General features: G+C 63.2%; 10 protein-coding genes. 3 read left to right on the plus strand and 7 right to left on the minus strand.

The window, feature by feature from the left end:
* Window positions 1–41: 41 nt before the first annotated feature.
* The 6 genes from WCB02_RS28390 to WCB02_RS28415 form a co-directional block, all read right to left on the minus strand.
* Window positions 42–1,538, minus strand: coding sequence for a sugar ABC transporter ATP-binding protein (locus WCB02_RS28390; RefSeq protein WP_423963068.1), 1,497 nt, complete (start codon window positions 1,536–1,538; stop codon window positions 42–44).
* Window positions 1,535–2,629, minus strand: coding sequence for a hypothetical protein (locus WCB02_RS28395; RefSeq protein ID WP_423963069.1), 1,095 nt, complete (start codon window positions 2,627–2,629; stop codon window positions 1,535–1,537). The genes WCB02_RS28390 and WCB02_RS28395 overlap by 4 nt, the downstream gene beginning before the upstream one ends.
* A complete protein-coding gene (locus WCB02_RS28400) occupies window positions 2,626–4,743 on the minus strand; it encodes an ABC transporter permease (RefSeq protein ID WP_423963070.1) in 2,118 nt (705 codons plus the stop codon). The genes WCB02_RS28395 and WCB02_RS28400 overlap by 4 nt, the downstream gene beginning before the upstream one ends.
* A gap of 282 nt (window positions 4,744–5,025) precedes the next feature.
* Window positions 5,026–6,042 (minus strand): sugar ABC transporter substrate-binding protein, encoded by a 1,017-nt coding sequence (locus tag WCB02_RS28405; protein WP_423963071.1) that lies wholly within the window; start codon window positions 6,040–6,042, stop codon window positions 5,026–5,028.
* A 40-nt stretch (window positions 6,043–6,082) separates the two neighbouring features.
* Entirely contained in the window at window positions 6,083–7,054 is a 972-nt protein-coding gene (locus WCB02_RS28410; protein WP_423963072.1) for an ABC transporter permease, read from the minus strand.
* A gap of 35 nt (window positions 7,055–7,089) precedes the next feature.
* A complete protein-coding gene (locus WCB02_RS28415; protein ID WP_423963073.1) occupies window positions 7,090–9,039 on the minus strand; it encodes an AMP-binding protein in 1,950 nt (649 codons plus the stop codon).
* A 284-nt stretch (window positions 9,040–9,323) separates the two neighbouring features.
* On the opposite strand from WCB02_RS28415, the gene WCB02_RS28420 reads away from it, so the two are divergent.
* Entirely contained in the window at window positions 9,324–10,271 is a 948-nt protein-coding gene (locus WCB02_RS28420) for a helix-turn-helix domain-containing protein (protein WP_423963074.1), read from the plus strand.
* 259 nt (window positions 10,272–10,530) lie between these two features.
* Here WCB02_RS28420 and WCB02_RS28425 read toward each other — a convergent pair whose 3' ends face one another.
* Window positions 10,531–11,187 carry a glutathione S-transferase gene (locus tag WCB02_RS28425; RefSeq protein WP_423963075.1) on the minus strand — a complete coding sequence of 219 codons (657 nt, stop codon included), beginning with the start codon at window positions 11,185–11,187 and terminating at the stop codon, window positions 10,531–10,533.
* A 120-nt stretch (window positions 11,188–11,307) separates the two neighbouring features.
* Here WCB02_RS28425 and WCB02_RS28430 point away from each other — a divergent pair, with 120 nt between their 5' ends.
* Entirely contained in the window at window positions 11,308–11,871 is a 564-nt protein-coding gene (locus WCB02_RS28430) for a TetR/AcrR family transcriptional regulator (protein ID WP_423963076.1), read from the plus strand.
* A 138-nt stretch (window positions 11,872–12,009) separates the two neighbouring features.
* Entirely contained in the window at window positions 12,010–12,339 is a 330-nt protein-coding gene (locus tag WCB02_RS28435) for a hypothetical protein (protein WP_423963077.1), read from the plus strand.
* Window positions 12,340–12,526 lie beyond the last annotated feature (187 nt).

A 12,526-nucleotide genomic window follows, 5' to 3' on the forward strand; every position in this document is an offset into this window, starting at 1 on the left:
TTCAAAAACTGATTTGGGAATCCCCTAACTGAAGACAGGCCCTAATGGATCGCCGCGTACATGATCTTTTCCTCGGTCGCTTCCAGCGCCGAGAACTCTTCGACGACCTTGCCCTGCCGGGACACCAGGATCCGGTCCGACAGCGCCAGGATTTCCGGCAGATAGGATGAGATCACGACCACCGCCTTGCCGTCGTCGGCAAGCTGGTTGAGCAATTCGTGAATCTCGACGATGGCCCCGACGTCGACGCCGCGCGTCGGCTCGTCGAAGATGATCAGCTCCGGATCCTGGATCAGGGATTTGGCGATCACGACCTTCTGCTGGTTGCCGCCCGAGAGCTCGACGACCCTGACCTCGTCGCCGATGGCGCGGACCTTGAGGCGTTCGATCCAGCTTTGGCCTGCCGCATGAATCTCGCGCCGCGACAGCCAGGCACGCCCTGCGGGAAACTTGGCGAGCAGGCCGAGATAGATGTTGCGTGCGATCGAGGCGGTCTCGAAGAAGCCCTCGACCTTGCGGTCCTCGGTCACATAGGCGATGCCCGCCTTCACCGCCGGCGCAGGCACGCGGTAGCGCACGGGCTTGTCGTTGAGAAGAATCTCTCCGCCGTGGAAGAAGTCGCGCTTCATGACGCCCGCCACGACCTTGAAGGTCTCGGTGCGGCCGGCGCCGACCAGGCCGAACACGCCGGTGATCTGGCCGGCGAATACCGACAGCGAATTGTTCTTCACCATCGGCGCCATCTTGAGGTTCTGGACTGTCAGCACCCGTTTGCCCGGCGGACGAACGCTTGCCTTGCGCGCGCCGTAAAGCGTGTTGGAGAGGTCGCGTCCCACCATGGCCTGAATGATGCGCGCGCGATCGAATTGCGACGCATCGTCGGTTACGACGTGCCTGCCGTCACGAAGCACCGTGATGCGGTCGGCCAGCAACAGAGCCTCCTCCAGGGCATGCGAGATGAAAACGATCGACACGCCGCGTTTCTTCAGGTCCCGCACCAGATCGAAGAAGTACTTCTTCTCTTCCGGCGTCAGCGACGCCGTCGGCTCGTCGAAGATGATGACCTTGGCCTTGTGCAGCACGGCGCGGGCGATTTCGACCATCTGCTTCTTGGCGGCGCCGAGCCCGCCGACGGTCGCCGTCGGCGTCACATCGAAGTTGAGCGACTGCAGGAACTGCTGCGCCGCGATGTAGATGCCGCGCAGCCGATTGTAGAATTTCTCCTGGCCGAGAAACAGGTTTTGCGCCACGGTCATGGTGGGCACGAGGCTGTTCTCCTGGAACACCATCGCAATGCCGAGATGCCGCGCCTCCAGCGGCGTCCGCGGCGCGACATCGACGCCATCGACCGTCATGGCGCCGGATGTCAAGGTGACGACGCCGGCCATGACCTTGGTCAGCGTCGACTTGCCGGCTCCGTTTTCGCCGACCAAAGCGTGGATCTCGCCGCGTCGCAGCTCGAAATCGACACCGTCAATGGCCGGCACGCCGGTATAGAGCTTGGTTGCCTTCGACAAGGACAGCACGATCTCGGTCATGCGCGGTCCTCTGCGCCGAGCGCCGCAAGCGGCAGCCTGAGGATGCGTCCCGGCCCCTTTGCGATCATGACGAGGTCGCCGTCGAACTCGATCGCGGCGACGATGCCGTGATTGACACCGTCGGCGCGACTATGCAGCGAGTAGCGCGGCAAGCCGTCGGCTCCGAGCCGTATCACCAGACCGTATGAACGCGGCGGCGCCCATGGCTTCATCACCCCCATGGTCTTGATGTGCGCTCCCTGCAGCGGCTCCTTGAAGGAGTTGCCGGACCTGAGCCGTGGCACGATCCAGTAGTCCGGATCGATCTCCGCAATCATGCGCTGGCGGTAGGCCGGCTCGCGCAGCACGAACTCGACCAGCTGCGTGCGGGCTGTGAACGCCGTGAGCCAGAAGCCGCCGTCGCCGGCGGCGATGAGCCGCGAGGGGTAGACCGGCAAATGACGCAGGACGACGCTGCGCGACCCGTCGGGCGCGATCGAAATCACACGATGCCGCCAGCTCTCGCTGACGAGGACATCGTTGCCGCTTGCCACCGCGCCGAACGGGTAGCCGAGTCCCCCGGCGAGCTCCTTCGTCGTGCCTGTCTTGGGATCGAGCCGAAAGACCCGGCCGGAGCGGCCGAGCTCCAGCAAGTCCCGCGCCCAATCACTGATGCCGCGTTGCGACGAACCGTCGGTGGCGATCAACGTCCCGTCCGGCGCTGGCGCGAGTGCATTGACGGCATGCAGCTCGCCGCTGAAGACCATCGTCGGACTATCGGCTGTGATGCCGTCGTAGAGCTGAACCTCGGTTCCGCCAAGCGCCACGGCCAGTTGCCCCGATGGCAGGATCGCAAGCGCCGAGATCGGTCGTTCAAACGTCCGGATCGGTATTGGCGATGATCCGGTCAAGCGCAACAGCCGCGGTCCGTCGGCAATCAGCAGCGAATGGCCATCGGTCGCGAGATCTTCCGGCGCGGCGCATTCGAACAGCGTCTCGGCCTGCTCCAAAATCTGATTCGGCTTCAACGCGCCGTCGAAGGACGGCACGGTGATGGTGGCTTCGCCCCGACCGAGCATGCGGTTGGCGAATTCACTGAGCGCCGCGATCACGGTTTTCTCCTCCAGCGCCTGTCGTAATGCACGAAATCGGGATCGGCATTCTCGAGCTTGAAGCGGCCGATCCGGTTGTTGGCGATGCCGCCGAGATAAAGATAGCCGCGGTGCTCCCGCATCGAGGTGATCATCGGGTGATTGACGCCCTTGAGGTCCCAGAAGGAGTCCAGGATCTTGCCCTGCTCGTTGAACTTGACCACACAGCCGGTATTGATATTTGGAAACAGCCATTCGTCGATCGGCACCCGCTTGGCCATGCGCCGGCGGAAGCCCGGCATCTTCCAGGCCAGATCGAGCGCCGGGCTTCGCATGCCGACCAGCGCCAGCCAGTAGTTGCCGTCGGACGCCAGGTTGATGTTGTCCGGATAGCCGGGCAGGTTGTCCATCACGACCTCGACGGCGCCCTTTTTCGGTCCGGCGAACCAGTAGCGCTTGACCGAGCAGCCGAAGGTCTCGGCAAACAGGATCGACTGGCCATCGCTTGCGACCGCGACGCCGTTGGGGAATTTGAGCCCGCGCAACGCGGTATGCGTGACCCCGGTTTTCGTGTCGTAGCAGATGATGCGGCCATTGCCGCGGGCTTCCAGCCCGTCGACCGGCCACTCGTCCATCTCGTAGCGGACGGTCGCCTCGGAGAAGAAAATCAGCCCGTCATCGGTGATGTCGAGGTCGTCGGCGAGCCGCAGGCGGCTGTCATCGTTCACCGAGTACAGGCTGCGGTTGGTCTCGTCGGTGGCCTTTTCCACGGCGCCGTCGGGCTTGATGCGATAAAGCCCCATGCCGCCGATGCAGACGTAGAGGTTGTCCTGGCGGTCGAAGGCCATGCCGAGCGGCTGACCGCCGATATGCGCGAACACCTCCATTCGTTCGTAGTCGGGCGGATGGAACCGGATGATGTCGCCGTGACGTGACCCGGCGTAGAGCACGTCGTTGCGGTCGAGGATGACGTCCTCGGGAGCCTCGATGCGGCCGAGTCCGATCAGCGAGACGTCGCGCAGCCGGTCATTCTGCTCGAACGGTCCGCCCTTGCCGATTTCGGTCGGCGGGGAGGGCGGCAATGCATGGTAGGTCGGCGCGACATAGACCTTGCTGATGATGCGGGTGCGGTTCTTCTGCCAGCGGATGTCGATCATCGCGGCCACCAGCAGGATCGTGGCGAGCGCCATGCGATTGACGCCGCCGCGGGCGTTCATCGCGGTCAATCCGTTGGTGATCATCAGGACGACCAGCACGCCGACCAGCGATTTGACCACCGATCCCTTGCCGCCACCGAGCGTGATGCCGCCAAGAACCGTCGCCGTGAGCACGATCACCTCGAGGCCGACGCCGATATCGCCGCCGACCGTGCCGAGCCGGGCCGCAAAGAACAGCGCGCCGATGCTGGTCAGCGCGCCGCTTGCGACATAGCAGAGCGCGATGGTCCGCCGCACCGGAATCCCGGAATTATAGGCCGAGCGCCGCGACCCGCCGATCGCCGTGATGTGCCAGCCCGGCCGCAAGCGTGTCAGGAAAATGTGACCGAAGATCGCGATCGCAACGTAGACCAGTGCGACGCTCGGGATGCCGAACAGGTCGCCGCCGCCAATGAAGTTCCAGGACGGAATGTCGGGAAAGGCCGCAGCGATCGCGTTGGAGTAGCGCTGGATCAACAGATCGAAGGCGGAGCGATAGATGATCAGCGTGATCAGCGTGGTGATGAAGGCGCGAAGCCTGAGATAGCCGATCAGGAGCCCGTTTACGGCGCCGAGCAGCGCGCCGAACGCCAGCGTGGCAATTATGACAGCGGGGACGGGCCACTCCAGCACATCCAGCAGATAGAGCGCGCAGAAATCCGTCAGCGCAAACATCGATCCGACCGACAGATCGATGCCGCCGACGATGACGACGAGCCCCATGCCGAGGCCGATGAAGCCGATCTCTCCAGCCTGGCGGGCGGTGTCGGCGAGACTCGAAGGCGACAGGAAATGCGGCAGCGATTGGCTCAAGGCGAAGCCGACGATCAGAAGCAGGATCACCGGGATCGCCGTCTCGGTCCATCTCTTCGAGAGGATCTCGCCGAGCAGATGGTCAGGCCAGTAACGGTATCGCAGCCGAGTCAGGGTCTCGCGCATCTGCCTTCCGTGAGATTGTAACAGGGAAACATCGGGGTGGTGTGGATTGGCGTGGCGTGCGTCCCGGGCCAGTGACCCGGACCGCGAGTTCAGCGATTTGAAATGCGAATCATATCAGCGTAGCGATGTGGTCGAGCTCTCCCTGCGCGCGCCCATCGCATCAGAGTATCTCCTGGCGTCTTTCCGGGATGACGATCGCAGTCGGCGACCCCTCCCGCCGCTGCGGCGGGGAGGAGAGAGATCGCCGCCTGCAAGCTGCAAGCCCGGAATGACGACAGACGATCACTTCTTGAGGTCGGAGAGGTTCCAGCACGTCGTCTGGCTGTCGGCATTGTCCTTCGTGATCGGAATCAGCGTCGTGTATTCGGAGCCCTTGACCGACCCGGGCTTGACCCCCGAAGACAAGAGCCACTTGATCGTTCCCGCCATTTGGGCTGCCTGCGTCGGCACGTCGTAGCTCATGTCGAGATCGAACGATCCGTTCTTGACGAGTTCGCAGGCGCCCTTGCGCTCGCCGCCGCCGGAGGTCGCGACGAACACCTTGCCGGTGAGCCCGGCTTCCTTGACCGCGGCGGCGGTGCCGATGTCCATGCCGTCCCAGAAGCCGACGATGCCGCAAAGATCCGGATTCTGCCGCAGCACCGTCTGCGTGATCGCCTTGGCCTTGGCGGCATCCCAGTCGGCCGCCTGGCTGGAGACGACCTTGATCTCGGGATGCTTGGCCAGCACGTTTTCGACCCCCTTCAGCGTATAGGCGCTGGCGGCTGCCGAGAGCGCGCCCTGGATGATCGCGATCTTGTTCGACTTGCCCTCGCAGGCCTTCACCACGCCCTCGGTCTGGCGTTCCCCGATCTCGATCCAGTTGGCGCCGACGAAGGCGGAACTGCGATAGGCCGACCCCATGTTGATCTGGATGACGTAGATGCCCTCGTTCTCGGCACGCTGCAGCAGCTTGGCGTAGGTCTGAACGTCGGGATTGTGAATCACCATCACGGCGGGCTTCTCGGAGATCAACGAGGTCACGGCTTGCGCGCCGGCATTGGTATTCCAATTGGGATCGCGGATCTCGAACTTGACGCCGTAGGGCTCGAGCTCCTTCTTCAGGCCGGCGTACCAGCCTTCGGTCAGATCGAAATTCATCGCCACCGGCACATAGGCAACCGTCTTGCCGGCAAGGGCTTCGCGGAAGGATTTCTGAAACGGCTCGTCGAGCCCCTGCTGCGCGAGCGCCGGGCCTGCTGCAGCCGCAAACGTCAATGCAGCGATACTTCCGAGCGCGAAGTGATGAACGCGGACCATTGTTTCCTCCTGGGTTGATTCTTGTCGTTGCTCGAGCGGATCAGATGTCGCCCTGCTGGGCGGTCTCTTCGTTGCGGGGATTCAGGAACGTGTCGGTAATGACCGCGATCAGCAGCACGAGGCCCTTGATCAGGTTCTGGCCGGCATAGGGTATGTCGAGAATGGTCATGCCGTTCAGCATCGTCCCGATCAGCAGCGTGCCGATGATGACGTTGACGACGCCGCCCCGTCCGCCCGACAGGCCGATGCCGCCCAGCACGACAACCAGGATGACGTCGTAGATCAGGGTCGAGTTGAAGATGCGGGTCGGCATCGAGTTGACGGACGCCGCCATCACCAGGCCGGCAAAGCAGCCGATCAGCGCCGCCAGGACATATTGCAGCACGACGATCGGCCTGGTCGGGATGCCGGTGACGCGCGCTGCGAAAGGATTGTCTCCGATGGCGTAGATGTAGGCGCCCCACCGGGTCAGGCGAAGCAGCACGAACACCACGACGCAGGCGATCGCGAACATCACGATCGCGGTGGGAATGCCCAGAATGCTGCCTTGGCCGAGCCGTTCGAACCCGGCCATGCCGTCGCTCCATTGCACGACGTCGAGCTGAAACAGTGCGGACTGGCCAAGGCCGGCGACAAAGATGCCGGTGGCGAGCGTCGCAAACAGGGGCGGCACCTCGGCGTAGGCCGTGAGCCATCCATTGACGAGCCCGATCGCGATCGAGAGGAGGCAGGCGGCCAGCAGGGCTGCGGGCAGCGAGTGCCCGTTCTGCACCATCTGCAGCACGAGGCCTGCCGGAACCGCGAGCGCGGCGATCAGCGACAGGTCGATGCCGCGACCGATCACGACGATCGCCATGGCAAGCCCAAGGATGCCGAGAACCGCCACGTTCTGCAGCAGGGTCAGCATGTTCTCGGCCGTGAGAAAGCCTTTGAGGAAGATCGAAAAGGCGACGAACAGCGCCGCGAAGACGACGAATACGATTTCCTGCTGGGTGAACGGGAAGCGCTTCATGGTTTGCTCTCAGGGATGCCTGACAAGGCCGAGCCTCAGGACGATAGACCTTTGATCACGTAGGTTTGCGGCAGCGTGGACAGGCTTTCGGCAAGCTCGTTCAGCAGGGTTTTATCGCCGGAGCCGACCGACAGCCGAACCAGCGTGTTGAGCTTCTCATCCCGGCCCACCTGAATGTCGGCTTGCGTCGTTGCGCCGAATATCCGGTCGATTTCCGTGCGCACCTTCTCCCGGACGGCGAGGTCGCGCAGCGCCGGTTTGAAGATCTTGCCGACCGCGGTCACCGGCAGCGCCTCCAGCACCACGATGCGCTTCGGTTTTGCGGGAGGTTCATGGACATTGAGTTCGACGTGGTCGCGCAGTCGCGCCACATCGATGCTCCGGTCCGGGGAGGGCACCACGAACAGGATCGGGACTTCGCCGGCATAGGCATCGGGCATGCCCACCGCCGAACTCATCTGCACGCCCGGAAATGCGTTCGCAACGTCCTCGATCGCCGCGGGATCGATATTGTGCCCGCTGCGCACGATCAGGTCCTTTTCCCGCCCGGTGAGAACCAGCCGCTGGTCTTCGGTGAGATAGCCGACATCGCCGGTCATGATCCAGTGATCGTCGGTCAGGACGCCGAGATCATGCCTGGGATCGAGATAGCCCGGAAACACCTGCGGCCCATTGACCAGAACCAGCCCGCTTTGGAGCGGCGGACATTCGGTCCGCAGCCCGGCATCGCCAAGCGAGACGATCTTTGTCTTGGCGTAAGGCGCCCGAAATCCGACGCTGCCTTGCAGCGGTTCGCCACGGCCCGGGTTGAACGCGATCGCCGCCGCGGTTTCCGTCATCCCGTAGGTCTCGAACAATCTGATTTTGGTCCGGGCCTGGAAGCGGTCGCCGACGGCTTTCGGCAACACGGCGCCTCCGGTCAGCGCCATTCTCACGCTGCTGATGTCGCAGGACCCGATCGGCACCTCGGCCAGCGCGGCGATTGAGGTCGGCACCCCGCTCACGATCGTGGCGCGATACCGCTCCACGAGGTGCCAGTAGTCACGGATGACCTGCGGGCTTCTCAGACCATAGGGCGACGGCATGATCACATGGCCGCCCGCCGCGAGGATGGACAGGCCCGCCGTCATCGTGCCTCCGACGTGGAACAGCGGAAATCCGTTCAAGACGATGTCGCGTTCGTCGAGCCCATGGACCTGCGCAAAGCTCCAGGCGGCATGAATCTGATTGCCGTGGGTGAGCCGAACGAGCTTCGGACGGCCGGTGGTTCCGCCCGTGTGGAACAGCGCGCAGGCCGAAGCCCGATCATCCGATGGCTCGAACTCAAGCGCGTCGCGCTGAACTGAGGTCGCTTCACCCAGGCTGTCAAACCGGCTCGCCGGATTACGCTGTTCGCCTGCGACCAGAACGCGCTTCAGAGATTTGACGCGCGCGGCGACGTTGTTGGCCTTGCTCCGGATCGCGGCATCAGCCCGTTCGGCGGGGATGATCAGAACGCCGGCGCCTTGCGCTTCAAGCAGGTCTGCGATCGTATCCTCGTTGAGCAGATAGTTGATCGAACTGGCCACGCCCGCGACCTGGGCGCCGAGCAATGCGGGAAAGATCTGCGGCAGGATCGGACAAAGCACGGCGACCGTCGGACCACCCGGTGTGATCCCGCATGACCTGAACAGATTGGCCGCTCTGGTGATCTCCGCGAGCAGTTCACGATGGGTGAGGCAATTCTTGCTGGATTCCGACGTCGTGCTCGATTCCGGCGTCTCGCTGGATTCTCGCGTGTCGCAGGAGGCTTCCGAGCCGTCGCCCAAAACCGTCAGCGCGGGCCTGTCAGGATGCAGCAGCGCCGTCGCCTCGAACACATGATGGAGATTGCGGGCGGGGACGAGCGCGTCGTACGGCAGCCGTTCCAGCGCCTCGATATCGGCGATGGTCTTGATCGGGGCAGTGAACCCTGTCGTCTTTGGCCAGGATTGAGCGGCCCTCATGGCCGCCCGCCTTCAATCCGCGCGCAGCCTTGGATCCGCGCGCAGCCTTTCAGCACGTCATGCGCAGCAGCTTCGTGTTGGCGCACGCCTGTGTCTCCCCCGTTTGTTGGTTCTTTTGACCCTTCATAGGCCGTCTCTCGAGACCGCGCTTGCTCGGGAGCGCAATGGTTTTGCGTTTGCGCGCAAAAGCTCTCTTGCGCCAAGGCGCTGGACATCTAGAATTGCGCGACCCCTGCCTCCTTGTGCGTTGCACAAAGTGCCCGGCTAGCCTGGTTCGACAGTCCATGGATCTGGTGTTCTCGACGGAGCCTCTAGAGCCGGCCAAACGCTACGCGGCCTGGCAAGGGGCGATCTGCGACGTCTACGTCCATGTCGACGTCAACGCCGAGAAGCGGGCCGATTATCACGGTTTCATCCGTGAAGCGCATTTCGGTGCGGTCACGATGACCGACGTTCTGCTCTCCCAGCAGCGGATCTCGCGACGCGAGCGGCACATCGCCAAGCTCGACAAGGACTGCTACTACGTCGAATTCGTCCAGCAAGGCAAAATCAATGTCCTTCAAGCGGGCGAGACGCTGTTGTCCAATCCCGGCTTCGGCGCGATTTTTTCAGCCTCCGAAGCCTACGATCTGGAATGCATCGGCAGGGTTCGATCGCTTTATCTGGAAATCCCCCGCCAGGAATTCGCGTCGCGCTTCAGCGAGACCAGGCTGCCCGTCGCCGCAAGCGTGGCGACGGGGCGCGGGCTTGGCCGCATTGCTGCCGAGTTCTGTTCGAGTCTTGCATCCGAGGGATCTGTTTTGGCAGAGGCCGCAAGAGCGCGGCTGGGCGACGAGCTGATGGACATTCTGGCGCTCGCACTGGACATGGGCGACAGGCACGAACTCACCGAAGACGCCACCGCCCAGAAGACCCGCCTGCGGTCTGTCAAGGCCTGGATCGAAGAGCACCTGGCCGACCAGGATCTGTCGCTGGAAAGGATCGCGCGGCACAATGGTGTCTCGCTGCGACATCTGCATTATCTTTTCAGGCTGACGGACATGTCCGTGTCCGAATGGATCCTGGATCGGCGGCTGCAGCGCTGCCACGATGTGCTGACCCGCCCTGAGCTGCGCTCATTGTCCGTCACCGAGGTTGCCTATCGACTGGGATTCAGCAGCTCCTCGCATTTCAGTACGGTGTTCCGGAAGAAGTTCGGCCACAGCCCGTCGGAGCTTCGACGGCGCGGCTGAGCCGGACCATCCCGAAGGTCGCGCCCTGCGCCGGCGACGATGATGCCTCATCAGGGGCGCGCTGCGTCGCAACCATTTAGGCATCGTCCCGGCCAACCGAGCACAGAGCCGGCAGCCATCACCGCGGGCGGGTGATTTCGGGCGCGTTGGGGCGATGCGGGATCGTTCGACGGCGAGCGCCCGTGACCGCGGGTCCTGGCGTTCGCCTGGCCTTCGCCGGGACGACGAGGGCGAGTCGAGCGCGGGAACGGCGGCGATTTCAATCGGGCGCGTCGGTCGGTGCCGACATCGCCAGCCGGTTCTTGACGCTGGGACGCTGCTGCATCCGTGCGTCCCAGGCTTGCAGCGCCTCGCACTCGGCAGGCACCGGCAGCTTCACGAGCGCCGCAAAGATCAGACCGCCGATGACCGTGATATCGGCCATCGAGAAGGCGTCACCGGCGACGAACCGCTGTCTCTTCAGAACGGCATCGAAGTAGTGCATCCCCTTCAGGGCCTTGTCGCGCTGGCGGATTCCCCACTCGGCGTTCTGATAGATCTCGACGTCGGGTCCAAGCCCCGGCGTGGCGTGATGGAAATAGAGGCTGATGGCGTCGAGCAGCTCGAGCTCGGCGCGTTTGCTCATCATGTGGATCAGGCCCTTGTCGCGCGGTGTCCCGCCGGTGAGCGTGGCAGCGCCGTCCAGCGTGTCGAGATATTCGGTAATGGCGGTGCACTCGGCAATGAATGTGCCATCGTCGAGCTCGAGCACCGGCAGCGTGCCTGAGTAGTTCTTGGCGAGGAAGTCGGCCATCTTGTGCTCGCCTTTGCGTAGATTGACCGTCACGAACTGGACGCGGGATTGCAGGTTCTTCTCGGCCAAGGCGATGCGGACGCGCGCCGGATAGGGGCCGGTGGGCCAATCGTAGATCTTCATCGTCAATCCCTTCGCTAAACCTACCTATCGCGTGGTAGGGTGCAGATTAAGCCTTTAAACGGGGCGGTCAACTCCTATCTGTCACTTGGTAGGTTTGGTAGCCGAGCATTGAGGAAGCAAATGAGTTCAAGCTCCAGGGAAGCCATCCTGGCGGCGGCCAGATCGGCCGCGCAGGCGCGTGGCTATGGCGGCCTGAATTTCCGCGATCTCGCGGACGAGGTCGGCATCAAGGCCGCGAGCATCTACCATCATTTCCCGAGCAAGGCCGATCTCGGCGCAGCGGTGGCGCGGCGCTACCGGGAGGATACAGCGGCTGGCCTCGAGGCGATGTTGACCGCGACCTCCGATCCGCTCAGCTGCCTGCGGCAATATCCCGGTATCTTTCGCAAGTCGTTGGACAACGGCAACCGGCTGTGCCTCTGCAGCTTCATGTCTGCCGAGCATGACGATCTGCCGGAAGCGGTGAAGAAAGAGGTCCGCGCCTTTGCCGATGTCAACGTGGCATGGCTGAGCCGGGTGCTTTCCGCTGCGCATGTGGTCAGTGCCGAGCAGAGCGAAGCGCGGGCTCGCGCCATCTTCGCTGCCGTCGCCGGCGCTCAGCTCATGGCGAGGAGCCGCTCGGATATCTCGCTATTCGACGCGTTGATCGAGAGCTATCGCGCGGCTGGACTGTTGCCGTCGTGATGGGCGTCATCGCGCATGCCGGCGACGAAGTCTTGATCAACGTCAAGCGGTAATTCTATCGGGGTACATCTGACCGCAATCATGCATCCGATATAAGAAAGGGGATTGCGCAAGGCGACTCTCTTTCGGGGGGTGCGAATGAGCTTCGGACGCATGATCTCGCTCGTGATTGCAATTGTCGCAGTCGTCGGCGTTTTTGTCGAAATCCCGGTCGTCAGCGATTATGCCTTCTGGGTTCTGGTAGGCGCCTTCCTCGTCTGGGCGGCTGCTCACCGCGCCAATCCCAAGGTCAGTTTCAGGGTGTGGACGATGATATCCCTCGCGCTACTTCTTGTTGCGATCGTGGGGCTCTTCATCGAGGTCCCAATAGTGAGCACATACGCCTTTTGGGTTTTGGCAGCCGCCTATCTGATCTCAGTTGGCAGCACCAAGCTTTTGGAGGGAGGTGGAGCAAAGGGCAGCGAGTAGCCCGCATGAGCATGCGGGATCAGCGCAAGAAAAACTCCCCGGATGTCGCTGGGCTCATCCGGTTTACGCTTGCGACCATGACCAGGTGGAAGCCCGTCGCAGGGGCGGCTCGATCAGGCAAGTCAAAGGGCCCGCCGGTTTCGCCGGCGGACCCCTGATCACATGCGGGATTGGGTCGGATCAGCGG

Origin of the sequence: Bradyrhizobium sp., assembly GCF_049581145.1 — a bacterium.
Taxonomy (GTDB): domain Bacteria; phylum Pseudomonadota; class Alphaproteobacteria; order Rhizobiales; family Xanthobacteraceae; genus Bradyrhizobium.

Coding starts and splice junctions, on each gene's coding strand:
- WCB02_RS28410 (WP_423963072.1), bottom strand. CDS start 7,054: ATGAAGCGCTTCCCGTTCACCCAGCAGGAAATCGTATTCGTCGTCTTC.
- WCB02_RS28430 (WP_423963076.1), top strand. CDS start 11,308: ATGAGTTCAAGCTCCAGGGAAGCCATCCTGGCGGCGGCCAGATCGGCC.
- WCB02_RS28390 (WP_423963068.1), bottom strand. CDS start 1,538: ATGACCGAGATCGTGCTGTCCTTGTCGAAGGCAACCAAGCTCTATACC.
- WCB02_RS28420 (WP_423963074.1), top strand. CDS start 9,324: ATGGATCTGGTGTTCTCGACGGAGCCTCTAGAGCCGGCCAAACGCTAC.
- WCB02_RS28435 (WP_423963077.1), top strand. CDS start 12,010: ATGAGCTTCGGACGCATGATCTCGCTCGTGATTGCAATTGTCGCAGTC.
- WCB02_RS28405 (WP_423963071.1), bottom strand. CDS start 6,042: ATGGTCCGCGTTCATCACTTCGCGCTCGGAAGTATCGCTGCATTGACG.
- WCB02_RS28415 (WP_423963073.1), bottom strand. CDS start 9,039: ATGAGGGCCGCTCAATCCTGGCCAAAGACGACAGGGTTCACTGCCCCG.
- WCB02_RS28425 (WP_423963075.1), bottom strand. CDS start 11,187: ATGAAGATCTACGATTGGCCCACCGGCCCCTATCCGGCGCGCGTCCGC.
- WCB02_RS28400 (WP_423963070.1), bottom strand. CDS start 4,743: ATGCGCGAGACCCTGACTCGGCTGCGATACCGTTACTGGCCTGACCAT.